Below are 26,237 nucleotides of genomic sequence, written 5' to 3'. Positions count from 1 at the left end.
AACTGTGCCCGGCCTTTTGCAGGTTTATTCGAACGCCCAGCGCAGGAACTCGCGCTTTTCTTCTTCAGTGGCGTCGCCCCACAGGGATTTCATCCGGTCCAGCGTTGATCCGGATTGCGCATCACCGCTCACGCCAGTACCCGCCGGAACCGGGGTACGGGCAGCCTTGCGTGCGGCCTGCGCATCCCACTCACCTGAACTGGCAACCACTTCGCCGCTGCGATTCACCAGATCGGCAGAGAAGTTTTCCATCAGCGTCTCGGCTTCCTTCCGGCTGGACGGCTTGGTGAAGCTGAAACGGTACTCTTCACCGGCTACCGCCTCAAAGCTCACCCGCTGCGGCTTGCTTTCGACGGTGTGCACCTTGGATTCGCCGCTATCAACCACGCCGGCCTTGGCCCAGATGGTTTTATAGGTAAACACCACCTCGTTCTGGCCCGGCAGCAGGCCGTAATCCAGCGCCAGGTCGTCCATCAGGAAGTTGGTCATTTCGCGACCGTTCACCTGCACAACGGTGATTTCTCCGGGCGATTTCAGCACCGCAGCATCGGCAGCCCCGGCGGGATCACCCTGCCAGGTATCAATGCGCGCAAGGGAGGAAGCGCAGCCCACCAGGGTAACGCTGAGCATTAAAACCACCAGCTTGAAAAACCCGCGAACGTGACACATACTCATTTAGCTCCTTTTCCATAGGACGGCCCTTCAGTGGGCCAGGACACGTGACTGACAACTGCCAAGCATTCTGACCATACCCGGGGCTCAGGGCAAGAACGTCAAACCCTAAACTGCGCAATCAAAGCTCGGGAGGTTACCATGGACACCCAGCGAAGAACCGGAGAAGACGGGCCACCACCCTTTCGCAGCAGCCGATTTTTCTGTGTTGGCAGCAAGTGGTATTTCACCACCCGGGAAGGCTTTGACAGCGGCCCCTTCGCCACCCGTGAGCGAGCGGAAATCGGGCTGAAGCGGTTCCTGCACGTGGTTCGTATGCTGCCAGACGAGCCGCAGCTGCACTGAACAGCACCGTTAGACGATATAGGGCATCACCCAGGTGTCGATTCCCCACAGGCAGGCCAGCGCCATGATGCCTGCGACGACGTCATCCACCATAATTCCCAGCCCGCCGGGTAGCCGGGCATCCAGCCAGTTTATAGGCCAGGGCTTGAGCACATCAAAGAAGCGGAACAGCATGAACGCCATCAGCACGCCGTAAATCTGGTCCGGGAACAGCCCCAGGGCAATCCACATGCCCACAAACTCGTCCCATACAATGCCACCGTGGTCGTGCACTTTCAGGTCGTCGGCGGTTTTACCGCACAACCAGATCCCCGCCAGAAATGCAGCCAATACCACCAGCCAGTAGGCCATCGGTGGCAACCAGGCGAAGGCATACCACACAGGAATAGCGGCCAGGCTACCCCAGGTGCCAGGCGCTTTCGGCGCAGCACCACTGCCAAAGCCGAAGGCCAGGAAATGCACCGGATGGCGCAAAAAGCCCGGCGGCAGGATGGCGGCCGGAGCATCCGGCTCATGCATCAAGTTATCGTCTGTCAATCAGACCTCCCGAAATGGTCATATCCCTGGGTTTGATAGCCGGCGGGCGCGCCTGCTAACGTCAGCCCCGGCTCCGGCACAATCCGGCCGATCACCGTCAGTTGTTCACGGACTGGCGCAGGCAGCGCGGCCAGTGCTTCCGGGGCGATGGTCAGGCACAGCTGGTAGTCGTCACCGGCGGTCAGGGCCAGGTCCAGCGCCCGCGCTCCCTGCAACTGCCTGAGCTCTTCCGACATCGGAATGCTGGCCACATCCAGTTCGGCGCCCACACCAGACGCCTCCAGAATGTGCTGTAAGTCTGCCAGCAGGCCGTCAGAAATATCGATAGCTGCGCTGGCCTTACCGGCCAGGCTTGCCCCGAGTTTCAGTTGAGGTTGCGGGCTATGGTAGCTGGCCAGCAGGGCCCTTTGCCGTGCGCCCGGTTCCGGATCCTCAAGATAGTCCAGCGCAGCACCGGCGTTGCCCAGCGGGCCGGTTACGCATACCCGGTCACCCTCTCGGGCGCCGGAGCGCAACAAAGCCTGGCCGGCCTTTACGGTGCCATGAACCTGGATAGTGATCGTTAACGGGCCTCGGGTGGTGTCACCGCCGGCCAGGGTAATACCGAACGCCTGGCTGGCCCGGGACAGCCCTTCGGCAAAGCCCGCCAGCCAGTCGGAATCTGCTTCCGGCAGGCTCAGGGCCAGGGTAAAGCAAACAGGCTCGGCGCCCATGGCCGCCAGGTCACTGACGGCTACTGCCAGTGACCGCCAACCAAGGTGGGAAGGAGCATAGTGAGGGGGAAAGTGGACACCCTCTACCAGGGTATCCACTGAAAACACCAGGTCCCGGCCCGGCGGCACCCGCTGGATGGCGCAGTCATCTCCGGGGCCAAGCACAAGCTGATCGTTCCTGGCATTGCTTGCCAGCGGCTGGAAGTACTGCCGGATCAGCTCGAATTCACCCATGAATCAGCGTGGACGGGTTTCGGCCAGCCGCAGGCGGCGGCTGAGCTTGTCCAGCACACTGTTCACGAACTTGTGGCCTTCAGTACCGCCAAAGCGCTTGGCCATTTCGATACCTTCGTTGATCACCACTTTATAGGGCACATCGATACGGCATTTCAGCTCGTAGGCACCCAGGCGCACGATGGCCAGCTCAACCGGGTCCACTTCTTTCAGGGGACGGTCGAGGAACGGCTCGATCAGCTTGTCCAGTTCGGCCTGCTCCCGGTGTACGCCCCGCAGCAGGTCGCGGAAGTACATGATATCCACCTTGCTCATGTCGTTATCAACCATGAACTCGGCTTCAATATCAGAGATCGGAGACTTGCTGAAGTGCCGCTGATACAGGCCCTGCATGGCAAGGGCCCGTGCCCGGCGGCGGTCGCCAGCTTTTGGCTGGCTGGTTTTCCCCGGTTGGGGAGAGGTATCACCCGCTTCGCTCATTACTCACCCAACTTTTTGAACAGACTGACCATTTCCAGGGCAGTAATCGCAGCTTCCGCACCTTTGTTACCTGCCTTGGTGCCGGAGCGCTCGATGGCCTGCTCGATGGAATCCACGGTCAGTACACCGAAGGTGACCGGCACGTCGGTTTCCAGGCTGACAGCGCCCAGGCCACTGGAGGCTTCACCGGCTACGTATTCAAAGTGTGGAGTACCACCACGAATCACTGCGCCCAGGGCGATGATGGCGTCGTAGTCGGAGGTTTCCGCCACACGCTTGACCGCCAGCGGCATTTCGTAGGCACCCGGTACGCGGATAATGGTGATGTCGTCATCGGCAATACCGTGGCGGCGCAGGGTATCTACCGCACCTTCCACCAGGCTTTCTACAACAAAGCCGTTAAACCGGCCAACCACCAGCGCGTAACGGCCGCTGCACTGGGTAAAATCACCTTCAATTACTTTGATATCTGCCATCTCGGGCTCCTTCGCGGGCTGCCGGAATCAGGGCGGCAGCCGGGTTGATCATTCGTGGGTATAGGGTACGTATTCCACCACTTCCAGGTCGAAACCGGAGATGGCGGAGAATTTCACCGGCGGGCTCAGCAGGCGCATTTTGCCCACGCCGATGTCGCGCAGAATCTGGGAACCGGTACCCACGGTAAAGTACACACCGGAGCTGCCCTTGCCTGCTGACTTCGGGCCCTGGTCGTAGAATTCCTGGATACGGTCTTCCAGGTTGTAGCTGTCTTCTGCACTGTTGAGCAGAACCACCACGCCGCGGCCTTCAGTGGCCACTTTTTCAAGGGCATGGTGCAGCGGCCAGCTGCGGGAATCCTTGCGCCGGGCACCCAGCAGGTCGCGCAGGGTGTCGGTAATATGCACCCGCACAAACACCGGCTCATCCGGGCTGATGTCGCCCATCACCATGGCCAGGTGGGTGGCACCCTGAACATTGTCCCGGTAGGTGCGCAACTTGAACACGCCATATTCGGTATCCAGCTCGTGCTCTTCCACACACTCCACGGTTTTCTCGTTCATGGTGCGGTAGTGGATCAGGTCTGCGATGGTGCCGACCTTAAGGCCGTGCTCTTCGGCAAAGCGCTCCAGGTCTTCACGGCGGGCCATGGAGCCATCGTCGTTCATGATCTCGCAGATCACACCCGCCGGTTCGCAACCGGCCAGGGCGGCCAGGTCACAGGAGGCTTCGGTGTGGCCGGCACGGCTCAATACACCGCCGGGATCGGACATCAGCGGGAAGATATGGCCCGGCTGGACCAGGTCAGACGCCTTGGCATCGCGCGCTACGGCGGCCTGCACGGTGCGGGCACGGTCAGCGGCGGAGATGCCGGTGGTCACGCCTTCACGGGCTTCGATAGACAGCGTGAACTTGGTGCCGAAGCCGGAGGCGTTCTGCTGAACCATCAGCGGCAGGCCCAGCTGTTCGCAACGCTGCCGGGTCATGGGCATACAGATCAGGCCGCGGCCGAACCTCGCCATAAAGTTGATGGCTTCGGGCGTGCAGTGTTCTGCCGCCATCACCAGGTCGCCTTCGTTTTCGCGATCTTCGTCGTCCATCAGGATAACCATCTTGCCCTGACGGATATCTTCGATAATCTCTTCAATACTGTTCAGTGCCATACGGTTCCGCACCCTGTCACCCCTGCCCTCACCATTGAAGGCCCGGAGGAATGAATTGAATGTTTAGTGGCGGGCCAGGATCAATCGCTGATCCTCTCCTACCTGGCGGCGATCCAGCACCTTCCATTGCACTTTGTCTGCCATGACTTCGATGGGCAGGTGGGCGGTCGGGCGCCCGGTACTGCCCAGAAAAACCGGTGCCTGGTAGAGCCAGAGTTCGTCTACCAGGTTCTCGTTGATAAAGGTGCCTGCCAGTGTCGGGCCGGCCTCTACCAGTAATTCGTTGATGCCCAGCTCACCCAGGGCATCCAGCAACTCGGAGACATCCACGCCGTTGTCTTTCCAGGCCACGCCGGTGAGGCGAACACCCAGTGCCGCCAAATCCTGCGCCGGGCCGGTGGCCAGGGTGGAGCTGGCACAGAACACCTGCACGTTACCCCCCCGAAGAATCCGGGCTGTGGACGGTGTGCGGGCATCACGGTCTGCAATCACCCGCAACGGCTGGCGCGACGGATCGGTGGCATCGCCGGTATCGCCCATTTCGTCCCGACGCACGGTCAGGGACGGGTCATCGGCCAAAACCGTACCGACACCTGTCAGAATAGCATCACTCATGGCCCGCAGCCTTTGCACGTCTTGCCGCGCCTCGGGCCCGGTAATCCACTGGCTTTCACCGGAAGCCATAGCGGTGCGGCCATCCAGGCTCGCGGCCATCTTAAGCCGTACCCAGGGCCGTCCGGTGCGCATACGTTTCATGAAACCCGGATTCAGGCGGGCGGCTTCATCCCCCATCAGGCCTTCAGTAACCCGGATACCGGCTTCCCGCAGCATATCCAGCCCCCGGCCAGACACCGAGGGATTGGGGTCTGTCGTTGCCGCAAATACCTGGGCAACTCCGGCCTCTATCAGCGCCTTCGCACAGGGCGGCGTGCGGCCGTAGTGGCTGCAGGGCTCAAGGGTAACGTAGGCCGTAGCGCCCCGGGCTTCATACCCGGCCTGGCTCAGGGCCCGCACTTCCGCATGGGCCTCGCCGGCCCGCTCGTGCCAGCCTTCACCAACAATCCGGTTACCCCTGGCGATCACGCAGCCAACCCTGGGGTTCGGATGGGTGGAATAACGGCCGCGCCAGGCCAGCTGGATGGCCCGGGCCATCATTGCCCGGTCACGGTCTGAAATCATTCTTTGCCTTTGTCTGACTGGTTATCCGCCAGCACACGGGCAACATCCACGGCGGCATCGCCATTACCCTGAGACAAGCGCTCGATTTCTTCCTTGAACTCGTTGATGTCCTGAAAGCTGCGATACACCGAGGCAAAGCGTACATAGGCCACTTTGTCGAGCTGGCGCAGTTCAGTCATTACCTCTTCGCCCAGCTGCATGGATTTTACTTCACGCTCGCCGGTGGCTCTCAGGCGGTATTTGATCCGGTTCAGGGCAGCATCGATCTGCTCGATGCTCACCGGCCGTTTTTCCAGTGCCTTCATCAGCCCTGCCCGCAGCTTTTCTTCATCAAAGGGCTGACGGGTGCCGTCCTGTTTCACCACCCGGGGCATCACCAGCTCGGCGGTTTCAAAGGTGGTAAAACGCTCGTGGCAGGACAAGCACTCCCTGCGGCGGCGCACCTGGTCGCCCTCGGCCACCAGACGTGAATCAATCACCTTGGTATCGGCTTCACCACAGAAAGGACAATGCATAATTCACAGGCTCCGGAAAGGAAGAACCCGGGTGGTCCTTGCGGAGCACCCGGGCAGGCACACTACCGTGCGATTCAGCCGTAAACCGGGAAGCGGGCACACACCGCTTCAACCTGTTCACGTACGCGGCTGATGACGGCGTCGTCTTCAAGATTGTCGAGGATGTCGCACATCCAGCCGGCCAGGTCACGGCACTCCTGCTCACCAAAGCCGCGAGTGGTAACCGCCGGGGTACCGATACGCAGGCCGGAGGTCACGAACGGCGAGCGCGGATCGTTCGGAACGGCATTCTTGTTCACGGTGATGTGGGCGCGGCCAAGGGCGGCGTCGGCATCTTTACCGGTGATGTCCTGCTTGATCAGGCTGACCAGGAACAGGTGGTTTTTGGTGCCACCGGAAACCACGTCAAAGCCGCGCTCGATGAACACTTCGGCCATGGCGGCAGCGTTCTTCACAACCTGCTGCTGGTAGGCCTTGAACTCGTCGCTCATGGCTTCCTTGAAACACACAGCCTTGGCGGCGATGACGTGCATCAGCGGGCCACCCTGGCCACCCGGGAAGACGGCAGAGTTCAGTTTCTTCTGCAGGTCTTCATCGTCGCAGGCCAGGATCAGGCCGCCACGGGGACCGCGCAGGGTCTTGTGGGTAGTGGTCGCCACTACGTGGGCGTGGGGAACCGGGTCCGGATACACGCCAGCGGCAACCAGGCCAGCCACGTGGGCCATGTCTACAAACAGGTAGGCACCCACTTTGTCCGCGATGGCGCGGAAGCGGGCAAAGTCCAGCTCCTGGGAGTAGGCAGAGAAGCCAGCAATAATCATCTTCGGCTTGTTCTCAACGGCCAGGGCTTCCACTTCGTCGTAGTCGATCAGGCCGGTTTCCGGGTTCAGGCCATACTGGACGGCGTGGTAGATCTTGCCGGAGAAGTTCACGCTGGCACCGTGGGTCAGGTGACCACCGTGGGCCAGGCTCATACCCAGAACGATATCGCCGGGCTTGAGCAGTGCCATGAACACCGCAGAGTTAGCCTGGGAGCCGGAGTGCGGCTGCACGTTGGCGTAGGCGGCACCAAACAGTTCCTTGGCGCGGTCAATGGCCAGCTGCTCGGCAATATCGACAAACTCGCAACCACCATAGTAGCGCTTGCCGGGGTAGCCTTCGGCGTATTTGTTGGTCAGCACACTGCCCTGGGCTTCCATCACCCGCGGGCTGGTGTAGTTTTCGGATGCGATCAGCTCGATGTGCGCTTCCTGACGCTTCTCTTCCGCCTGCATGGCGTTCCACAATGCGTCATCGAATCCGGCGATTTTCATATCACGATTAAACATGGATGTGCTGCCCCTGTCTGTATGCTGGCCCGGCGCTGCCCCTGTGCAGGCCGTAACCCCTGAAATTTTGGGCCGCTATTCTATCGCGAATGCGGGTTAAAAATCATCCTTTATGCCGTCCGCAGATACCGGCACACCGGTGATCCCGGTTTTTGCTCAATTGCTATCCCTTTGGGGTTTAGATACCTTACGGGGTTCTGTTTTCAGGCAGGTTGTGAGTGGGCCTGCCTTAGTGACTTTTTGCCACGGAATCCACGGAAGGACACGGAAAGAAGATTAAAGATAGTTTTGCCACGAAATCCACTAAATGACACGAAAGGAAAAGATAAAAAGCTTTTCTTTTATGCAGTTAATTTTCGTGTTCTTTCGTGGATTTCGTGGCAAAAAGTATTTGTCTTTAATTTTTCCGTGTCCTTCCGTGTTCTTCCGTGGCAAAACCCAGCAAAAAGAGGTTTAAGCCAAGATGGCCCAGTACGTATTTAGCATGAACCGCGTGGGCAAGGTGGTTCCGCCCAAGCGGGAGATTCTTAAAGACATTTCCCTGAGCTTTTTCCCGGGCGCCAAGATTGGCGTGCTGGGCCTGAACGGCTCTGGTAAGTCTACCCTGCTGCGTATCATGGCGGGCGTGGACCAGGACTACATCGGCGAAGCCAGGCCCCAACCCGGTATCAACGTGGGCTACCTGCCCCAGGAGCCGGAGCTGGACGAAGAGAAGACTGTAAAGGAAATCGTGGACGAGTCTGTAGCCCATGTTCACAACGCCCTGGCTGAACTGGACAAGGTATACGCCGCCTACGCCGAGCCGGATGCCGACTTTGACGAGCTGGCCAAGAAACAGGGCGAGCTGGAAGCGATCATCCAGGCCACCGACGGCCACGACATCGAACGCAAGATGGAAGTCGCTGCAGACGCCCTGCGCCTGCCGGCCTGGGACCAGAAGGTGAAAGTACTGTCTGGTGGTGAGCGTCGCCGCGTGGCCCTGTGCCGCCTGTTGCTGTCCGGCCCGGACATGCTGCTGCTGGACGAGCCCACCAACCACCTGGATGCCGAATCCGTAGCCTGGCTGGAGCGCTTCCTGCACGATTACGACGGCACCGTGGTTGCCATCACCCACGACCGTTACTTCCTGGACAACGTAGCCGGCTGGATTCTGGAACTGGACCGTGGCCAGGGCATTCCGTTCGAAGGCAACTACAGCCAGTGGCTGGAGAACAAAGAGAAGCGCCTGGAGATGGAATCCAAGCAGGAAGCTGCTCACCAGAAGGCCATCAAACAGGAACTGGAGTGGGTTCGCTCCAACGCCAAGGGCCGCCAGTCCAAGAGCAAGGCCCGCATGGCCCGCTTCGAGGAAATGAGCTCCCAGGAATTCCAGAAGCGCAACGAAACCAACGAACTGTACATCCCGCCCGGACCTCGCCTGGGCGACAAGGTGATCGAAGTAGACGGCATCAGCAAGGCCTTCGGTGACCGCCTGCTGTATGAAAACGTCTCACTCAACGTACCGGCCGGTGCCATTGTCGGCATTATCGGCGGTAACGGCGCCGGTAAATCCACCCTGTTCAAGATGATCGCGGGCATGGACAAGCCGGACTCCGGCACCATCACCGTGGGCGAAACCGTGGAACTGGCCTACGTGGACCAGATGCGCGACCTGGACGGCAGTAAGACCGTGTGGGAAGAGCTCTCGGACGGCCAGGACATCATCAAGGTAGGCAACTACGAGACGCCATCCCGCGCCTACGTGGGCCGCTTCAACTTCAAGGGCACCGACCAGCAGAAGCGGGTTGGCGACCTGTCCGGTGGTGAGCGCAACCGCCTGCACCTGGCCAAGCTGCTGAAACAGGGCGGCAACGTATTGCTGCTGGACGAACCCACCAACGACCTGGACGTGGAAACCCTGCGCGCCCTGGAAGAAGCGTTGCTGAATTTCCCGGGCTCCGCCCTGGTAATCTCGCACGACCGCTGGTTCCTGGACCGCGTGGCCACCCACATCCTGGCGTTTGAAGACGACGGCGAAGTGGTCTACTTCGAAGGCAACTTCACCGACTACGATGCCGACTTCAAGAAGCGCAAAGGGGATTCTGCCATGCAGCCCAAGCGCATGAAGTACAAGAAGCTGGCCTGATGGCAAAAGCAAAAACCTCCTATGTCTGCACCGAATGCGGTGCAGACTACTCCAAGTGGCAGGGCCAGTGCACGGCCTGCCACGAATGGAACACCATCAGCGAAGTGCGCGGCGTATCCGGCCCCGGCAAGGGTGCCCGCAGCGCCCGGTTCGAAGGCTACGCCGGCAGCCTGTCGGCCGTCAAAAGCCTGGACGAAGTCAGCCTGGCCGAACAGGCCCGTATCAGCACCGGCATGCAGGAATTTGACCGGGTACTGGGCGGCGGCCTGGTAGAAGGCTCTGCCGTACTCATGGGCGGCCACCCGGGCGCAGGTAAAAGCACCCTGCTGCTGCAGGCGGTGTGTCAGCTCGCCGCCCAGCACCCTGCCCTGTACGTAACCGGTGAGGAATCCCTGCAACAGGTGGCCATGCGCGCCAAGCGGCTGGGCCTGCCTACCAAAGACCTGAAAATGCTCTCGGAAACCTCCGTGGAACGCCTGCTGCAGGTAGCCGAAGCGGAAAAACCCCGCATCCTGGTGATCGACAGTATCCAGGTGATGCACGTGGCGGAAATCGAATCCGCTCCCGGCTCGGTCTCCCAGGTACGCGAAAGCGCCGCTTTCCTCACCCGCTTTGCCAAGCAAACCGGAACCATCCTGCTGCTGGTCGGCCACGTCACCAAAGACGGCAGCCTGGCCGGCCCGAAAGTGCTGGAGCACATGATCGACTGCTCCATCCTGCTGGAAGGCTCCAGCGACAGCCGTTACCGCACCCTTCGCGGCATCAAGAACCGCTTCGGTGCGGTGAATGAGCTGGGCGTATTCGCCATGCTGGAACAGGGCCTGAAGGAAGTAAAAAACCCCAGCGCCATCTTCCTGAACCGGGGCGAAGAAGCCGCGCCGGGCAGTGTGGTGATGGTGGTCTGGGAAGGCACAAGGCCCATGCTGGTGGAAATCCAGGCACTGGTGGATATGGCCCAGGGCAGCTACCCGAGGCGTGTAGCCGTAGGCACGGATCAGAACCGGTTGGCGATGCTGCTGGCCGTGCTGCACCGCCATGGCGGGATGCATGTGGCGGATCAGGATGTGTTCGTAAACGTGGTGGGTGGCGTAAAGGTCAACGAGACCAGCGCGGACCTGGCGTTGCTTGCGGCGGTGGTTTCGTCCTTCCGCAACCGGGCATTGCCACAGGATCTGGTAATCTTCGGGGAAGTCGGCTTATCGGGCGAAATCCGCCCGGTGCCAAGCGGACAGGAGCGCATCTACGAAGCTGCCAAGCACGGCTTTACGCGGGCCCTGGTGCCCAAAGGCAACGCACCGAGAAAGCCTGTGGAGGGCATGAAAGTCATCCCGGTAACCAAGCTATCAGATGCCCTTTCGGCGCTGGAGGAGCTTTAGAGTTCCCTGCTTCGAGGTTTGGAGCACAGGGGCAGTGTCGGGATACCTTTTCCAAAAACCGCTACGAGCACATCCATGTGCGCTTCTCTCCGGCCATCCATGGCCTCCGAAATTTTTGGAAAAGGTATCCCGACACTGCCCCTCCATACATTGCAAAAGCCTGTCCCGCACCGCCCTACCAAACATTGTGCAGACCGCGTAAGCACTAACCTATCAGCTTGGCGAAATCCCGCTCCAACAGAGCCACGTCTCCCAGCTTACTGGCAACCAACCGCTCCAGGTTTTCAGTGCTTTCCGCATCGATGTAATCACACCGAAACCCAAGACGTTCATCATCCGTATGCCTCAGCTCAACGGCCATGACAATGCCAGTCGCATGGTCGTCTACGTGAATCACCACCTCGAACGGCTTGTTATACGGCAAAGCATCACCCTCCGGGCGCCGAACCATCACCCCACCGAAAGAAATGTCCAGCACCTCGGACGACCAGACCTGGTCTTCACAGAACAATTCACAGGGAGCCCCGAACTCCATTCGGCTGAATTTACGTTTCTCTTTGTTTGACGGTGCCAAGGCAAAACTCCTGATCGGTTGGCTCTGTTTTGACTATAGACCCGACACAAACAGAAGCACAACAAGCCAAAGGTCTTTGACTGCGTCAAATAAGGTAAAACGGTATAAACCAAAGAAAACAGCGGGAACACTCAGACTATTTCACGGAGCGGGAACAGCGGGCTGGTGGGTGCGCCTCCAAAAAATTTCGGAGGCCATGGATGGCCGGAGAGAAGCGCACATGGATGTGCTCGTAGCGGTTTTTTGGAGGCGCACCCACCAGATCGCCACCCCCAACCCTAGCAGGCTAGGAGCGGCCTGGAACCAATCCGGAACCAAAGTGAAAGCTTACCGGTGATACTCGGCACTCAATTCGACAACGGCATTAATAAACGCCCCGGCATGCTCCGGATCCACATCCGGGGTAATACCATGCCCCAAGTTGAAGATATGCCCGGAGCCGGAACCATAGCGGGACAGGATGTCTGCCACTTCCTGCCGGATGCGCTCTTTTGGCGCATACAGCATGGCCGGGTCCATGTTGCCCTGCAGGGCTACCTTGTCACCCACGCGGGCGCGGGCGTTGCCGATGTCGGTGGTCCAGTCCAGGCCAACGGCATCGCAGCCGGAATCGGCGATGGACTCCAGCCACTGGCCGCCGTTCTTGGTGAACAGGATTACCGGCACGCGGCGGCCTTCGCTTTCGCGGATCAGGCCGGCGACGATTTTCCTCATGTAACGCAGGGAGAATTCTTCGTAGGCCCAGCTGCTCAGCACGCCGCCCCAGGTATCGAAAATCTGCACCGCCTGGGCGCCGGCCTTGATCTGGCCGTTCAGGTAGTCGATAACGGCATCCGCCAGGTGGTCCAGCAAGCGGTGCATAACTTCCGGCTGGCCGTACATCAGCTTCTTGGCTTCCGAGAAGGTCTTCGAGGAGCCACCTTCAATCATATAGGTCGCCAGGGTCCAGGGGCTGCCGGAGAAACCGATTAGCGGTACCCGGCCGTTCAGTTCACGGCGGATGGTGGAGACCGCGTTCATCACGTAGTCCAGGTCAGACTCTGCGTTCATCTTCGGCAGTGCGTCTACGTCTGCTTCGGAACGGATCACCTTGCGGAATTTCGGGCCTTCTCCGGTTTCGAAGTACAGACCCAGCCCCAGGGCATCGGGAATGGTCAGGATGTCGGAGAACAGGATGGCGGCGTCCAGCGGGTAGCGCTCCAGCGGCTGCAGGGTCACTTCGCAGGCCAGCGGGGTGTTCTTGCACAGGCTGAGGAAGTCGCCGGCCTTGGCCCGGGTTGCGCGGTATTCCGGCAGGTAGCGGCCGGCCTGGCGCATCATCCACACCGGGGTACGGTCTACGGGCTGGCGCATGAGGGCGCGCAGGAAGCGATCGTTCTTCAGCTCAGTCATAATTCCAGTCTTCTCGTCGGTAAATGGTCAGAGACAATGGGAAGCAATGATACCCCGTTTGCGCCAATAAAAAAGGGCGGCTTTCCACTAGAAAGCCGCCCTTCTGACACCGGTCAAGCCGTTAATCAGACATCCAGGTAATCCAGGATGCCTTCTGCTGCCTGACGGCCTTCCCAGATGGCGGTCACCACCAGGTCAGAACCGCGCACCATATCGCCACCGGCGAAGATTTTCGGGTTACTGGTCTGGAACGGAAATTCCGACTGCTCCGGCGCGGTTACCCGGCCGGAGTCGTCGGTGTTTACGCCGAACTCGTCAAACCAGGGCGCCGGGCTGGGGCGGAAGCCGAAGGCCACCAGCACCGCGTCGGCCGGGATGATTTCCTCGCTACCGGGCACCACTTCCGGGCGGCGGCGGCCGTTTTCATCCGGGGCGCCCAGTTCGGTGGTGACCACTTTCACGCCTTCCACCTTGCCGTTGCCCACGATTTCAACGGGCTGGCGGTTGAACAGGAACTTCACCCCTTCTTCCTTGGCGTTGGCCACTTCACGGCGCGAACCCGGCATGTTTTCTTCGTCCCGGCGGTAGGCGCAGGTCACGCTTTCCGCCTGCTGGCGAATGGAGGTGCGGTTACAGTCCATGGCGGTATCACCACCGCCGAGCACCACGACATTCTTGTCTTTCATGTCGATGAACTCACTGGGCTTTTGCTCGAAGCCCAGGCGACGGTTCACGTTGGATACCAGGAACGGCAGAGCATCATACACACCGGGCAGGTCTTCGCCCGGGAAGCCGCCCTTCATGTAGGTGTAGGTGCCCATGCCCATGAACACGGCATCAAACTCGTCGATGATTGCCTTCAGCTGAACATCCTTGCCCACCTCGGTATTGAGGCGGAATTCCATGCCCATTTCCTCGAACACCTGCCGGCGCCGGGCCATCACGGATTTTTCCAGCTTGAACTCGGGGATGCCGAAGGTCAGCAGGCCACCGATTTCCGGATACCGATCAAACACCACCGGTTTCACGCCATTGCGCACCAGGATGTCGGCACAGCCAAGGCCCGCCGGGCCAGCGCCGATTACCGCCACTTTCTTATCCGTCCACTTCACGTTGGACATATCCGGCTTCCAGCCCAGGGCGAAGGCGGTGTCGGTGATGTACTTTTCAACGGAACCGATGGTGACCGCGCCGTAGCCGTCGTTCAGGGTACAAGCACCTTCACACAGGCGGTCCTGCGGGCACACCCGGCCGCAGACTTCCGGCAGGGAGTTGGTCTGGTGGCACAACTCCACGGCTTTCATGATGTTGCCTTCCGACACCAGCTTCAGCCAGTTCGGAATGTAGTTGTGTACCGGGCACTTCCACTCGCAATACGGGTTACCGCATTCCAGGCAGCGATGCGCCTGTGATGCCGCATGGGTTTCGCTGAACGGGTGGTAGATTTCCCCGAACTCTTTCTTGCGCTTCTTGGCGGGCACCTTCTTGGGGTCTACCCGCCCTACTTCCACAAACTGAAAGTCATTATGGAGACGTTCTTTCATGTTGCTGCTCTCTTCATCTCGATTTCGACGGGGGCTGCGCCTGCCGGCCACAGCCCATCAACCTTTCTGAACCCGGGGTTATTCCGGGCGGGCACGGGTATTGGCCAGCAGGCTGCGCAGGTTCGCGGCCTTGGGCTTGACCAGCCAGAACCGGCCGATGTAATCGTCGAAATCCTCCAGAAGGTGCTCGGCCCAGGCACTTCCGGTTTCTGAAATATGCTCCCGGATTACACCGCGGAGGTGGTTCCGGTAGGCTTCCATGTCTTCCCGGGAGATCCGCTGGATATCCACAAGCTCGTGGTTGTACTTGTCCACGAAGGTGTTATCCAGGTCCAGTACGTAGGCGAAGCCGCCGGTCATACCGGCACCAAAGTTGTAGCCAGTGGAGCCCAGTACGGTTATCAGACCGCCGGTCATGTATTCACAGCAGTGATCGCCTGCGCCTTCCACCACCGCGTGGGCACCGGAGTTACGCACGGCAAAGCGCTCGCCTGCGGTACCGGCGGCAAACAGCTTGCCTCCGGTGGCACCGTACAGACAGGTGTTACCGATGATGGAGGTTTCCTGGGTTTTGAAGTCGCTGCCACGGGGCGGTTTGACCACCAGCTTGCCGCCGGTCATGCCCTTGCCCACGTAGTCGTTGGCGTCGCCTTCCAGCACCATGTTCAGGCCACCCACGTTCCAGACGCCAAAACTCTGGCCAGCCGTACCGGTAAGATCCAGCGTAATGGCGGCATCGGCCATGCCCTGGTTGCCATGCCGGGCGGCAATTTCGCCAGACAGGCGGGCACCGATGGAACGGTCGCAGTTGGTGACTTTGTAGCTCCAGGCGCCGCCGGATTTCTCGGCGATAGCGGCGGCAGTGTCTTTCACCATCTGCTCTGCCAGCTTGCCCTCATCAAAGGGCTGGTTACGCTCTACCTGGCACACCTGCGGCTTGTCCGCCGGAATGTGGTCGTTCTGCAGCAAGCGGCTGAGGTCCAGTTTCTTCTGGCGTTCGGTGTCGCCCGGCAGGCGTTCCAGCAGGTCTACGCGGCCTACGAGTTCTTCCAGGCTGCGCACGCCTAACTTGGCCAGCCACTCCCGGGTTTCTTCCGCCACAAAGCGGAAGAAATTCATGGCCATTTCCACGGTACCTTTGAAGTGCTCTTCCCGCAGGTAGTCGTTCTGGGTGGCCACACCGGTGGCGCAGTTGTTCAAATGGCAGATCCGCAAGTATTTACAACCCAGGGCCACCATGGGCGTGGTGCCGAAACCGAAGCTCTCAGCCCCCAGAATGGCGGCTTTCACCACGTCCAGGCCGGTCTTGATACCGCCATCGGTCTGCAGGCGAATCTTGCCGCGCAGGTCGTTGGCACGCAGGGCCTGCTGGGTTTCGGTCAGGCCCAGCTCCCAGGGCGAACCGGCGTAGCGAATGGAGGTCAGCGGGCTGGCCGCCGTACCGCCGTCATAGCCGGAAACGGTGATCAGGTCGGCGTAGGCCTTGGCCACGCCGGCCGCGATGGTGCCGACACCGGGCTCGGATACCAGCTTCACCGACACCAGCGCTTGCGGGTTCACCTGCTTCAAGTCGAAGATCAGCTGGGCCAGGTCTTCGATGGAGTAGATGTCATGGTGCGGCGGCGGTGAAATCAGGGTCACGCCGGGCACCGAGTAACGCAGCCGGGCGATCAGGTCATTCACCTTGCCACCGGGCAGCTGGCCACCCTCACCGGGCTTGGCACCCTGGGCTACCTTGATTTGCATAACATCGGCACTGCGCAGGTATTCAGCCGTTACGCCGAAACGACCGGAGGCCACCTGCTTGATCTTGGAGCGCTTGTTAGTGCCATAGCGGGCCGGGTCTTCCCCGCCCTCACCGGAGTTGGAGCGGCCACCAAGGGTGTTCATGGCTACCGCCAGCGCCTCATGGGCTTCCGGAGACAAGGCACCGAGGGACATGGCAGCGGAATCGAACCGGGGGAAAATGCGTTCCACCGGTTCCACTTCGCTGAGATCAATGCCCTTGATGTCTTTCTTGAAAGTCAGCAGGTCCCGCAAGGTAGCCACCGGGCGCTCATTCACCAGGCCGGCATATTCCTTGTAGTGACCATAATCGCCGCTGATAACGGCATCCTGCAGCTTCGCCACCACATCCGGGTTGAAGGCATGGTATTCCTGGCCGTGTACATACTTCAGCAAACCACCGGGAGACAGGGGTTTGCGGGGTTTCCAGGCCACAGCGGCCAGTTGTTCCTGGTCCTGCTGGAAGTCATAGAAGTCCGCACCCTGAATACGGCTGGGTACACCTTTGAAGCACAGATCCACAACGCTGTCGGCCAGGCCGATGGCCTCGAACAGTTGGGCACCCCGATAGGAGGTAATGGTGGAGATCCCCATCTTGGACAGGATCTTCAGCAAGCCCTTGTTGATGCCCTTGCGGTAATTGTTCTTGGCCTGGACCGGGTCCATCAGCATTTCGCCGGTGCGGATCAGGTCGTTCAGCACCTGGTAGGCCAGGTACGGATACACCGCGGTGGCACCAAAACCGAACAGCACCGCAAAGTGGTGCGGGTCCCGGGCCCAGCCGGTTTCCACGATGATGTTGGAATCGCAACGCAGGCCGTTACGCACCAGGTGGTGGTGAACGGCGCCGGTGGCCATCAGGGAGTTGATCGGCAGCTCGCCCTCGGCCAGCCCCTTATCGCTCAGAATCAGCAGTACCTTGGCACTGCGCGCGGCATTGGCCGCCTGCTCGCAGATACGGCGAACCGCCTGCTCCAGTCCCTCTTCCGGGCGGTAGCTCAGGGCAATGTGCTCAACCTCGAAGCCCGGACGATCGTTGTTGCTGATCTTCAGGAACTTGGCGGGGGACAGCACCGGCGTGGTCAGGATGATCCGGTTGGCGTGGTCCGGGGTTTCCTGGAAAACGTTCTTTTCCGCACCCAGACACGTCTCCAGAGACATCACAATGGTCTCGCGGAGCGGGTCGATGGGCGGGTTGGTTACCTGGGCGAACTTCTGCCGGAAGTAGTCGGCCACATGGCGAACCTTGCTGGACAGCACCGCCATGGGGGTATCGTCACCCATGGAGCCAACCGCTTCCTGGGCGCCTTCACCCAGGGGCCGCAGCACCTGGTCCCGCTCTTCGAACGAGACGTTGAACATCTTCTGGTGCACCAGCAGATCGTCCGATTCCATCAGCCGGAACTCGGGTGTGGCCTGGTCCAGGGTGGTTTCGATGCGCAGGGAGTTGCCCCGCAGCCAGCGCTTGTACGGCTTGGCGTTTTTCAGCCGCTCATCGATATCCGGTGTGTGCAGTACGTCGCCGGTTTCGGTGTCGATGGCGAGCATCTGGCCCGGCCCTACCCGACCCTTGGCAACCACATCGTCCGGAGTGTAGCTGTAAGTGCCGACTTCAGATGCCAGTGTAATAAAGTCATCCTTGGTAACCACCCAGCGCGCCGGGCGCAGGCCGTTACGGTCGAGCATACACAGGGCGTAGCGGCCGTCGGACATAACCAGGCCGGCCGGGCCATCCCAGGGCTCCATGTGCATGGAGTTGTATTCGTAGAAGGCGCGCAGGTCCGGGTCCATGGTCTCAACGTTCTGCCATGCCGGCGGAATCATCATCCGCACAGCACGGAACAGGTCCACGCCACCGGCCAGCAGGATTTCCAGCATGTTGTCCATGCTGGAGGAGTCAGAACCGGTCAGGTTCACCAGCGGCTGCAGGGTTTGCAGGTCCGGCAGGGCCGGAGAGCTGAACTTGGCAGCACGGGCGATGGCCCAGTTACGGTTGCCGTCGATGGTGTTGATTTCACCATTGTGGGCAAGGAAGCGGAACGGCTGGGCCAGCGGCCAGCGCGGCATGGTGTTGGTGGAGAAACGCTGGTGGAACACGCAGATCGCGGTTTGCAGGTCCGGGTCGCCCAGATCCTTATAGAAGTTCGCCAGGTCTGCCGGCATCATCAGGCCTTTGTAGGCCAGGGTACGGTGAGACAGGCTGCAGATGTAGAACTCGGAGTCATCCGCCATATCCCGCTCGGCATGGCGGCGGCCAACGAACAGGCTGATGGCAAAGTCTTGCTCAGACTTTCCGGCCGGCAGCACGAACACCTGCTCGATGCGGGGCATACAATCCCGGGCCATGGGGCCCAGGCAACTGTCATCCACCGGCACTTCCCGCCAGCCCAGGATTTCCAGGCCCTGTTCGGTCAGTCTTTGCTCAACCGCAGCCCTTCCGGCCGCAGCCCTGGCTTCCTCCGGAGCTAAAAAAACCTGGCCAACTGCAAACAAGTCGCCAGGTTTTTTTCCAAACGCCGCTTCCGCAGCTTTAATGAGGAAGGCCTTGGGGCTCTGCAAAAGGAGCCCACAACCATCGCCGGTTTTGCCATCTGCTGCGATGCCTCCGCGGTGGGTCATACAGGTGAGGGATTCGATAGCAGTTTGCAACAGCTTATGGCTGGCCTCGCCCTTCAAGTGGGCAATCAGGCCAAAACCGCAGTTGTCCCTGAATTCATCGGGATGATACAAGCCTGTTGTCATAAGCGTTCTCTCGTGTAAAAAGGCTTCCCGCCAGCCCCTTATGCACTGCCTTAGTGCACAAAATGAACTGACACCAAAAAAAAGGGGGAAGGGAGTCTACGCACGTATTTATACCTACGCAACAACTTTTTATACGGTAGAGGCTACTTTTTGCAATTTTGCACCGGGATGGTGCAAAACAGGGGGTCTAAAAGAGGGCAGAAAGGCCGCAGGGCACCATAATCGGCCCCTGCAGCCCGGTATGCAGGAATAAGGTCAGCGGATAAAGGCGTTCAGTGTCGCCTGGATATTGCCGGGGGCCGCTTCGTCGGTTACATGGGCATCTCCAAGTGCTTTCATCAGCACCAGGCGAAGCTTGCCGTCGACATTCTTTTTGTCCACCGCCATCAGGCTCATGAAATCGTCTTCGGTCATGCCTTCCGGAGCCAGCTCTGGCAACCGGGCCCGGCGGATCAGCTCCGCAGCACGATCCCGGTCCGCAGGCGTGATGTTGCCTTCGCGAACCGAAAGATCAGCCGCCATCAGCATGCCGGTACCCACTGCTTCGCCATGCAGCCAGTTGCCGTAGCCCGCAAAGGTCTCGATGGCATGGCCAAAAGTATGCCCCAGGTTGAGAATCGCCCGCAGGCCGCCTTCTTTTTCATCCAGCGCAACCACCTCGGCCTTGCACAGGCAGGAACGGTAGATAGCTTCACCCAGGGCCGCCGGCTCCAGCCGGACCAGCTTGTCAATGTGCTGCTCCAGCCAACCCAGAAACGGCTCTTCCCGGATCAAACCATACTTGATGACTTCCGCCAGCCCGGCAGAGACTTCCCGGGGTGGCAGGGTGGCCAGGGAATCGGTATCAATCAACACCGCCTGCGGCTGATGGAATGCACCCACCATGTTTTTCCCCAAGGGGTGGTTGATGCCGGTTTTTCCGCCCACGGAGGAATCCACCTGGGACAACAGGGTTGTGGGAATCTGGATAAAGGGCACGCCCCGCTGATAGCAGGCCGCCGCAAACCCGGCCATGTCCCCCACTACACCGCCACCAAGGGCCGCGATGGTGGTTTTGCGGGTGTGCCGGTTCTCCAGCAAGCCGTCGAAGATCAGGTTCAGGGTTTGCCAGTCTTTGTATTTTTCGCCATCCGGCAGGGTAACCACATCCACGGTTTTACCGGGGAAGCAGGCACGGGCTTTTTCGAGGTACAGGGGCGCGACCGTTTCGTTGGTAACGATCATCACCTGGTTGCCGGCCACCCAGGGGGTCAGGTCAAAGGAGCCAAGTAAACCCTGACCGATAATAATCGGGTAGCTGCGCTCCCCGAGGTCAACGTCAAGTTCTCGAAGTACCTTGTGCATAGTCACGACCTTCTTTGCGTCTTTGCCGTTTGTGCCGGGGGGTTCTGGGGTTGATACGGTTGACCAGCTGCCGGACCACCAGCCGGGGGCTTTTCCTATCTGTGTACATCACGATATCCGCCAGCCTGGCATACAGCGGATCACGGATGTCGAACAGCCTGCGCAGGACGGCCTCCGGATCGTCATTCTGCAGCAACGGGCGGTTACGGTCTTTGCGGGTACGCTCTACCTGTTGCTCGATAGAGGTTTTCAGGTACACCACCACAGAGTTTTTCTTCAGTAACGGATGGTTTTCCGGGCGCATTACAGCACCACCACCGGTGGCCAGAACGGTGCCCTGTTCGCCGGTGAGCTCATCCAGCATGGCAGTTTCCCGCTGGCGAAAGCCGTCCTCCCCTTCCACATCGAAGATCCAGGGAATATTGGCGCCGCAGCGTTCTTCAATAATGCGGTCAGAATCGAGAAAACGGTACCCGAGTTCCTTGGCTAGCATCCGGCCGATGGTACTTTTTCCGGCCCCCATGGGCCCGACCAGTACTACGCGTTTGGGCAAAGACATAATTTCCGCTCAACAGATTTCAAGCGGGTGAGAATAGCACAGGGCGCACCTTTCCATAAGTCACCGGCACCATAAGCACTACTCCAGATACGAAAAAGCCGCCGGGGTTAGCGGCGGCTTTTTCGGTTTACTGGCCGGATCAGTCGATCAGGTCGTTCTTGATGATCTTCGGAGTGATGAAGATCAGCAGCTCACTGCGCTCATTGATGTGCTCAGTGCGCTTGAACAGGCGGCCAAGGTACGGAATATCACCCAGGAACGGAGTCTTGGTGGTTTGCGTGGCCACCTCGGACTGGAAGATACCACCCAGAACCACTGTTTCACCGTTCGCTACCAACACCTGAGTAGTTACCTCGTTAGTGTTGATAGAGGGGATGCCCGCCGTAACCTCACCACGGGAATCCTGATTCACCACCAGGTCCATGATGATCTTGTCATCCGGGGTGATTTGCGGAGTCACTTCCAGAGACAGCACCGCTTCCTTGAACTCTACGTTGGTCGCACCGCTTGAGGTGGCTTCCTGGTACGGAATCTCTTCACCGGACTTGATTGACGCAGTCTGGCGGTCCGCAGTCACAACCCGCGGCTGGGAGACCACTTCTGCACGGCCGTCGCTTTCGAGGGCAGAAAGCTCCAGGTCTACCAGGAAGTCATCACTGCCCCAGCCGATTGCGAAGGAGGATGCGCCCTCGCCAGACACCCCTAGATCAACACCCAAGGCACCCGGGAAGGAAATGGTAGCTGCCACCGCCAGCTGCGTCGCGAGCTTCCTGCAGGGTGCCCAGCGAGCCACCAATGGTCACAACGTCATCGCCATCGACATTGTAAGCAGCACCACCCCAGCGAACACCGATGTCTTCAGCCACATTGGTTTGTGCCCGGACAATGCGTGCCTCGATAGAAACCTGGCGTACAGGTACGTCCCAGGTAGTTACCAGGCGACGAATCTCTTCCAGCTTGTCCGCTGTTTCACGCACACTGATGGTGTTGGTACGGGCATCTGACGATACGAAACCACGGGAGGAAATCAGCTCTTCGTCTGCCTGAATCAGGGCTACCACATCCGCGGCCTTGGCGTAGTTCACCTGAATGATATCCAGACGAACCGGCGCCAGCTCAGCGATCTGCTTGGAGGTTTCCAGCTCAAGCTTTTCACGGGCGGCAATTTCATCCGCTGGGGCTACCAGCAGCACGTTGCCAATCTGGCGCTTGTCCAGACCCTTGGTTTTAAGAATCAGATCCAGCGCCTGATCCCAGGGTACATTCTGCAAGCGGAGAGTAATGCTGCCACCCACAGTGTCACTGGCCACCAGGTTCAGGCCGGTGAAATCGGCAATCAGCTGAAGTACAGAGCGCACTTCAATATCCTGGAAGTTCAGGGACAGTTTCTCACCGGTGTACGGGAACTTCTCTTCACGGCGGATTTCCGCTTCTTCCTGGGACAGCTCTTCAACACTGACCGTAAACTCCCGGCCAGACTGATAGGCAATGTAGTCATAATCGCCTTCCGGACGGATTTCGATCACCGCATTGCCATCTTCAACAAAGGTATCGATACGGGTTACCGGAGTGGCGAAATCGGAAACATCCAGGCGACGGCGCAGGTTGGCAGGCACCTCCAGGTCCGGCATGGTCAGCCGGATACGGCCACCAAGCTCAGTCAGGTTTACAGCGGCCTTGGTGCTGCCGAGATCCACAATCACCCGGCCTTCACCGTCTTTGCCCCGGCGGAAATCCACATCTGCCAGCGCATTGGAAGATGAGGTTGAGGCAACTGGCGCTGACTGGGGCTGTGCCGGGCGGGAGCTCGCCACAGGCGCTGAACCGCCTCCACCAATGGTCATCACCAGCGAGTTATTGTTGCGAACCGTTTCATGAGGCACCAGCTCCACCAGGTTGAAGATCAACCGGGTGCGGTCCTTGGTTTCCACGACCGTCAGGCTCTGGGCATTTCCGCTACCCAGCGGAATGCTGCGCTGATTGAGGCCGCTGGTGGTATCCGACAGGTCTACGGCGATCCGTGCAGGACGCTCGATGGTATAACCCTTAGGTTCGGGCGGAGCACCATCGAACTTCATGGTCACCTCGAGGCCTTCCCCCGGCAGCGACGTAAACGATACGTCTTCCAGCGTGACCGCTCCGGCCAGGCTGCTCCATAACCCGATGGCAATCACGCCGACACAGACATTGAGTTTTTTGAACATCGCTAGCCTCGATCCCACAACTTTTTGTTCGTGCATGTTTCTGTCATTCATGTTTTTGCCGCTCCCCTGCCTCATCCTTCATCCAGGGACAGGGAGCGCGGGCGCTCGACCCAACCACCCCGGCCGTTCGGAACGATTTCCACCAGCTCAATCCGGGTGTCGCTCACGCCAACCACCCGGCCATAATTCTGGCCCATGTAGTTACCGGTGCGGACCCGGTGAATCCCGCCTTCGTTGTCCCGTATTAACGCGAACAGGCTGCCATCCACGCCCTGCAGAGTACCAACCATTCCAAGTGATTTAAGGTCAAAGTTCTCCAGCACTTCCTTCGGTCGATCGAGGTCCGGTTCTACGTCACTTACCGGCTGCTCCTCAGCCATGGTCAGCTGAACATCGATGGGCGGCTCGAACGGCGCTCTCCGATCGGCTGCCGAATAACTGAACGCCTCATAGGCTTTGAATTCCGGCAGGGGCTCAACGTGGCCCCGGGGCTTGGCCCGGGTATCCGCCATAAACTTGTCCAGATCAGAGAAACCGTTTCCCTGGGAACAAGCCGTCAGCAAAGAGGCCAGACACACACCCAGCCAGGCTTTTCCCGCATGCTTTCCTGTCATGCTCACTCTCCAGCCCGGTAGCGGTAGGTACGGGCAACAACCTGCATATCAAGCTGGTCACCCTCTCCGCTGATTGGTTTGATGGTTAAATCGTGCAATGTAACGATCCGCGGCAGGCTGGCCACACTGCTCACGAAAGAGGCAAGCTCGTGGTAAGCGCCCGAAACCCGGATGTTAATCGGCAGCTCCGAGTAGAAGTCCCGACGCTGTTCCGGCTGCAGCTTCACTTCCTGCAACGCCAGGCCATTGCCCAACGCCGTGTTGGTAATGTCCTCAAGCAGGCCCGGAACTTCCGTCTCGCTGGGTAGCTGACGCACCAGCGCTCCGAAGGTTTCCTCCATCTCGGCCATCTGGGCCTTGAACACGTCCAGGTTGGCCACCTGGTAGGCCTTCTGCTCGTACTGCTGCTTGAGTTCCTGCTCCTGCTTTTCGACACGGTCGAGCTGAGCGTACTGATCCTTGATAAAGAACCAGTAGCCACCACCAAGAATCAGGCCGAAGACTATCAGCGCAACAATTGCCTTGACTGGCGCAGGCCAGATACCCGCGTTATTGATATCAAGGTCATTGATATCGAATTCATTCAGGCTTTTAAGTGAGTCCGCGAGGCTCATTATTTATCCTCCCCTTCGGGCTCTGGAGTTTTTTGCTGCACAGAGAGGTTGAACTGGCTGTATCCGGCACGGCGATCGTCTGCCACAGCCACGTTGGACAGGTTCGGACTGGTAAACCAGTCAGACTCGTCAAAGCGGCGCATCAGGTTCGAAATGCGACTGTTGGACTCGGCCATGCCAACGATATCGATCTGATCCCCCGACCGCTTCAGGTCAGTAAAGAACAAGCCATCGGGCAACGTGCGCACCAACTCGTCAAATACCCTGACAATAACAGGGCGCTTGCCCTGCAGATCCTGGATGACCTGCATACGAGCCAGCAGCTCGTCGCGCTGCCGCTTGAGGTTTTCAATCTCTTTGATTTGCTTATCCAGTTCCTTACCGGCCGTTTCGATGTAGGCATTACGGGACTGCTGGTAGGCAATCCGGTTATCCATATCGCTCTTCCAGAGGAATGCCAGGCCTGCGGCAATAATCGCCGCGCCCAGAATCATCACCACGAACTGTTTCTGTTTTTCAGCCCGCAGTTCTTCCCGCCAGGGCCTGAGGTTAATTTTTGCCATCAGTCGAAACTCCTCATTGCCAGACCACAGGCAATCATCAACGACGGGGCATCATTGCTCAGGGCTGAGGCGTTTACCCGGGAGCCGATCGACATATCGGCGAAGGGGTTGGCCACCAGGGTCCGGGTACCGGTTTTTTCTTCAACCATTTCAACCAGCCCCTGTATAGAAGCGGTTCCACCTGCCAGCACCACATAATCCACCGAGTTGTACTGGCTGGCACCGAAGAAGAATTGCAGTGCGCGGGCAACCTGCTGAACCACTGCTTCCCGGAAGGGGCCAAGTACTTCTTCTTCGTAGTCGTCCGGCAGCCCGCCCTTTTTCTTGGCCAGACCGGCTTCCTCGAACGACACGCCATAGCGGCGCTGGATTTCTTCCGTCAGCTGGCGGCCACCGAAGATTTGTTCACGGGTATAAACCGTCGTGCCGCCGGCGAGAACGCTAAGCGTGGTCATGGTGGCACCCAGGTCGACAATGGCAACGACCATTTCCTCGCCCTGCCCATCGAGCTGTTGTTCGATCAGGGTGTAAGCGCGCTCAAGGGCATTGGCTTCAACGTCGACGATCTTGGATTTCAGGCCGGCGATTTCAAGCACATCTTCCCGGACATCCACGTTCTCTTTCCGACAAGCCGCCAGGAGCACTTCTACTTTGTCCGGGTTAGATTCGGAAGGCCCCTGAACCTCAAAATCCAGGGCCACTTCATCCAACGGATAAGGAATGTACTGATCTGCTTCGAGGCCGATCTGGTCTTCCATCTCGAACTCGTTAAGGCCACTGTCCATTTCGATGATCTTGGTGATGACCGCCGAACCGGACACCGCGACAGCAGCTTGTTTGACGCTGGTGTGGGACTTGGACGCCACCCGCTTGAGCACTTCGCCCACAGCTTCGACGTTGGTGATATTTTTCTCGACTACCGCATCAGCCGGCAACGGCTCTACGGCATAGCTCTCGACCCGATAACGACTGCCATGTTTCGACAGCTCGAGCAGCTTCACTGAACTGGAGCTGATATCCACGCCCAGCACAGCACTGGATTTTTTTCCTGGTAATCCGAACACGCGCTCACCCTATACCTGGTTGAATACACCCGGCTGTGCAACCCTGGAGCTCCTGAGTTCCGGTAGCTAACCCAGAATTGCGCTATCTGTTTTT

General features: G+C 59.4%; 22 protein-coding genes and 1 pseudogene. 3 read left to right on the top strand and 20 right to left on the bottom strand.

Annotation, left to right across the window (positions count from 1 at the left end; genetic code table 11):
- Positions 1-24 precede the first annotated feature (24 nt).
- On the bottom strand, positions 25-675 hold the full coding sequence (locus AQ621_RS11385) for a DUF2057 family protein (RefSeq protein ID WP_058341539.1): 651 nt from the start codon (positions 673-675) through the stop codon (positions 25-27).
- Positions 676-813: 138 nt separating this feature from the next.
- Between AQ621_RS11385 and AQ621_RS11380 the strand changes: the two genes are divergently transcribed.
- Entirely contained in the window at positions 814-1,017 is a 204-nt protein-coding gene (locus AQ621_RS11380) for a DUF6316 family protein (protein WP_022987747.1), read from the top strand.
- A 9-nt stretch (positions 1,018-1,026) separates the two neighbouring features.
- Here AQ621_RS11380 and AQ621_RS11375 read toward each other — a convergent pair whose 3' ends face one another.
- The 8 genes from AQ621_RS11375 to glyA form a co-directional block, all read right to left on the bottom strand.
- Entirely contained in the window at positions 1,027-1,536 is a 510-nt protein-coding gene (locus AQ621_RS11375) for a phosphatidylglycerophosphatase A family protein (RefSeq protein WP_022987746.1), read from the bottom strand.
- A 14-nt stretch (positions 1,537-1,550) separates the two neighbouring features.
- Positions 1,551-2,501 (bottom strand): thiamine-phosphate kinase, encoded by a 951-nt coding sequence (gene thiL, locus AQ621_RS11370; RefSeq protein WP_058341538.1) that lies wholly within the window; start codon positions 2,499-2,501, stop codon positions 1,551-1,553.
- 3 nt (positions 2,502-2,504) lie between these two features.
- Positions 2,505-2,981 (bottom strand): transcription antitermination factor NusB, encoded by a 477-nt coding sequence (gene nusB, locus AQ621_RS11365; protein ID WP_058341537.1) that lies wholly within the window; start codon positions 2,979-2,981, stop codon positions 2,505-2,507.
- A complete protein-coding gene (ribE, locus tag AQ621_RS11360) occupies positions 2,981-3,457 on the bottom strand; it encodes a 6,7-dimethyl-8-ribityllumazine synthase (protein ID WP_022987743.1) in 477 nt (158 codons plus the stop codon). The genes nusB and ribE overlap by 1 nt, the downstream gene beginning before the upstream one ends.
- A gap of 48 nt (positions 3,458-3,505) precedes the next feature.
- The gene (gene ribBA / locus AQ621_RS11355; protein ID WP_058341536.1) at positions 3,506-4,621 is read right to left on the bottom strand and encodes a bifunctional 3,4-dihydroxy-2-butanone-4-phosphate synthase/GTP cyclohydrolase II; all 1,116 of its coding nucleotides are present in this window, start codon (positions 4,619-4,621) and stop codon (positions 3,506-3,508) included.
- Positions 4,622-4,684: 63 nt separating this feature from the next.
- Positions 4,685-5,800: a bifunctional diaminohydroxyphosphoribosylaminopyrimidine deaminase/5-amino-6-(5-phosphoribosylamino)uracil reductase RibD gene (gene ribD / locus AQ621_RS11350; RefSeq protein WP_058341535.1), complete on the bottom strand. Its 1,116-nt coding sequence runs from the start codon at positions 5,798-5,800 to the stop codon at positions 4,685-4,687.
- Positions 5,797-6,315: a transcriptional regulator NrdR gene (nrdR, locus tag AQ621_RS11345; RefSeq protein WP_058341534.1), complete on the bottom strand. Its 519-nt coding sequence runs from the start codon at positions 6,313-6,315 to the stop codon at positions 5,797-5,799. The genes ribD and nrdR overlap by 4 nt, the downstream gene beginning before the upstream one ends.
- A 74-nt stretch (positions 6,316-6,389) precedes the next feature.
- Entirely contained in the window at positions 6,390-7,643 is a 1,254-nt protein-coding gene (gene glyA / locus AQ621_RS11340) for a serine hydroxymethyltransferase (protein ID WP_058341533.1), read from the bottom strand.
- 463 nt (positions 7,644-8,106) lie between these two features.
- Between glyA and ettA the strand changes: the two genes are divergently transcribed.
- Both ettA and radA read left to right on the top strand, forming a co-directional pair.
- The gene (gene ettA / locus AQ621_RS11335) at positions 8,107-9,768 is read left to right on the top strand and encodes an energy-dependent translational throttle protein EttA (RefSeq protein ID WP_058341532.1); all 1,662 of its coding nucleotides are present in this window, start codon (positions 8,107-8,109) and stop codon (positions 9,766-9,768) included.
- Positions 9,768-11,144, top strand: coding sequence for a DNA repair protein RadA (gene radA, locus AQ621_RS11330; RefSeq protein ID WP_058341531.1), 1,377 nt, complete (start codon positions 9,768-9,770; stop codon positions 11,142-11,144). Before ettA ends, radA begins: the two co-directional genes overlap by 1 nt.
- A 205-nt stretch (positions 11,145-11,349) precedes the next feature.
- On the opposite strand, the gene AQ621_RS11325 is transcribed toward radA, so the two are convergent.
- From AQ621_RS11325 to AQ621_RS11275, 11 genes and pseudogenes are all read right to left on the bottom strand, one after another.
- Positions 11,350-11,718 (bottom strand): PilZ domain-containing protein, encoded by a 369-nt coding sequence (locus tag AQ621_RS11325; RefSeq protein ID WP_227508313.1) that lies wholly within the window; start codon positions 11,716-11,718, stop codon positions 11,350-11,352.
- A 327-nt stretch (positions 11,719-12,045) separates the two neighbouring features.
- Positions 12,046-13,110, bottom strand: coding sequence for a uroporphyrinogen decarboxylase (hemE, locus tag AQ621_RS11320; RefSeq protein WP_022987735.1), 1,065 nt, complete (start codon positions 13,108-13,110; stop codon positions 12,046-12,048).
- Between the two features lie 125 nt (positions 13,111-13,235).
- A complete protein-coding gene (locus AQ621_RS11315; protein WP_058341530.1) occupies positions 13,236-14,654 on the bottom strand; it encodes an FAD-dependent oxidoreductase in 1,419 nt (472 codons plus the stop codon).
- Positions 14,655-14,732: 78 nt separating this feature from the next.
- Positions 14,733-19,181: a glutamate synthase large subunit gene (gene gltB, locus AQ621_RS11310; RefSeq protein WP_058341529.1), complete on the bottom strand. Its 4,449-nt coding sequence runs from the start codon at positions 19,179-19,181 to the stop codon at positions 14,733-14,735.
- A gap of 255 nt (positions 19,182-19,436) precedes the next feature.
- Positions 19,437-20,525, bottom strand: a complete 1,089-nt coding sequence (gene aroB, locus AQ621_RS11305) for a 3-dehydroquinate synthase (RefSeq protein WP_058341528.1) — start codon at positions 20,523-20,525, stop codon at positions 19,437-19,439.
- Positions 20,500-21,084 (bottom strand): shikimate kinase AroK, encoded by a 585-nt coding sequence (gene aroK / locus AQ621_RS11300; protein ID WP_058341527.1) that lies wholly within the window; start codon positions 21,082-21,084, stop codon positions 20,500-20,502. Before aroK ends, aroB begins: the two co-directional genes overlap by 26 nt.
- Before the next feature lie 139 nt (positions 21,085-21,223).
- A pseudogene (pilQ, locus tag AQ621_RS11295) lies at positions 21,224-23,339 on the bottom strand (type IV pilus secretin PilQ).
- Between the two features lie 20 nt (positions 23,340-23,359).
- Entirely contained in the window at positions 23,360-23,902 is a 543-nt protein-coding gene (locus AQ621_RS11290) for a pilus assembly protein PilP (RefSeq protein WP_058341526.1), read from the bottom strand.
- Between the two features lie 2 nt (positions 23,903-23,904).
- The gene (locus AQ621_RS11285; RefSeq protein ID WP_022990126.1) at positions 23,905-24,516 is read right to left on the bottom strand and encodes a type IV pilus inner membrane component PilO; all 612 of its coding nucleotides are present in this window, start codon (positions 24,514-24,516) and stop codon (positions 23,905-23,907) included.
- Complete coding sequence (locus AQ621_RS11280) at positions 24,516-25,079, bottom strand: PilN domain-containing protein (RefSeq protein WP_058341525.1); 564 nt, start codon at positions 25,077-25,079, stop codon at positions 24,516-24,518. Before AQ621_RS11280 ends, AQ621_RS11285 begins: the two co-directional genes overlap by 1 nt.
- Entirely contained in the window at positions 25,079-26,143 is a 1,065-nt protein-coding gene (locus tag AQ621_RS11275; RefSeq protein ID WP_058341524.1) for a pilus assembly protein PilM, read from the bottom strand. The genes AQ621_RS11280 and AQ621_RS11275 overlap by 1 nt, the downstream gene beginning before the upstream one ends.
- Between the last annotated feature and the right edge of the window lie 94 nt (positions 26,144-26,237).

The organism is Marinobacter sp. P4B1 (genome assembly GCF_001447135.1).
GTDB lineage: Bacteria > Pseudomonadota > Gammaproteobacteria > Pseudomonadales > Oleiphilaceae > Marinobacter > Marinobacter vinifirmus.
The sequence above is the reverse complement of the archived record's forward strand: the minus strand, read 5'-3'. Positions and strand labels throughout refer to the sequence as shown.

Bases quoted from the DNA above. Each gene is read 5' to 3' on its own strand.
- AQ621_RS11375 (WP_022987746.1), bottom strand. From the start codon at position 1,536: ATGCATGAGCCGGATGCTCCGGCCGCCATCCTGCCGCCGGGCTTTTTG.
- hemE (WP_022987735.1), bottom strand. From the start codon at position 13,110: ATGACTGAGCTGAAGAACGATCGCTTCCTGCGCGCCCTCATGCGCCAG.
- AQ621_RS11385 (WP_058341539.1), bottom strand. From the start codon at position 675: ATGAGTATGTGTCACGTTCGCGGGTTTTTCAAGCTGGTGGTTTTAATG.
- aroK (WP_058341527.1), bottom strand. From the start codon at position 21,084: ATGTCTTTGCCCAAACGCGTAGTACTGGTCGGGCCCATGGGGGCCGGA.
- AQ621_RS11290 (WP_058341526.1), bottom strand. From the start codon at position 23,902: ATGACAGGAAAGCATGCGGGAAAAGCCTGGCTGGGTGTGTGTCTGGCC.
- glyA (WP_058341533.1), bottom strand. From the start codon at position 7,643: ATGTTTAATCGTGATATGAAAATCGCCGGATTCGATGACGCATTGTGG.
- AQ621_RS11380 (WP_022987747.1), top strand. From the start codon at position 814: ATGGACACCCAGCGAAGAACCGGAGAAGACGGGCCACCACCCTTTCGC.
- ribBA (WP_058341536.1), bottom strand. From the start codon at position 4,621: ATGGCACTGAACAGTATTGAAGAGATTATCGAAGATATCCGTCAGGGC.
- gltB (WP_058341529.1), bottom strand. From the start codon at position 19,181: ATGACAACAGGCTTGTATCATCCCGATGAATTCAGGGACAACTGCGGT.
- AQ621_RS11285 (WP_022990126.1), bottom strand. From the start codon at position 24,516: ATGAGCCTCGCGGACTCACTTAAAAGCCTGAATGAATTCGATATCAAT.
- nrdR (WP_058341534.1), bottom strand. From the start codon at position 6,315: ATGCATTGTCCTTTCTGTGGTGAAGCCGATACCAAGGTGATTGATTCA.
- ettA (WP_058341532.1), top strand. From the start codon at position 8,107: ATGGCCCAGTACGTATTTAGCATGAACCGCGTGGGCAAGGTGGTTCCG.
- thiL (WP_058341538.1), bottom strand. From the start codon at position 2,501: ATGGGTGAATTCGAGCTGATCCGGCAGTACTTCCAGCCGCTGGCAAGC.
- ribD (WP_058341535.1), bottom strand. From the start codon at position 5,800: ATGATTTCAGACCGTGACCGGGCAATGATGGCCCGGGCCATCCAGCTG.
- aroB (WP_058341528.1), bottom strand. From the start codon at position 20,525: ATGCACAAGGTACTTCGAGAACTTGACGTTGACCTCGGGGAGCGCAGC.
- ribE (WP_022987743.1), bottom strand. From the start codon at position 3,457: ATGGCAGATATCAAAGTAATTGAAGGTGATTTTACCCAGTGCAGCGGC.
- AQ621_RS11280 (WP_058341525.1), bottom strand. From the start codon at position 25,079: ATGGCAAAAATTAACCTCAGGCCCTGGCGGGAAGAACTGCGGGCTGAA.
- nusB (WP_058341537.1), bottom strand. From the start codon at position 2,981: ATGAGCGAAGCGGGTGATACCTCTCCCCAACCGGGGAAAACCAGCCAG.
- radA (WP_058341531.1), top strand. From the start codon at position 9,768: ATGGCAAAAGCAAAAACCTCCTATGTCTGCACCGAATGCGGTGCAGAC.
- AQ621_RS11315 (WP_058341530.1), bottom strand. From the start codon at position 14,654: ATGAAAGAACGTCTCCATAATGACTTTCAGTTTGTGGAAGTAGGGCGG.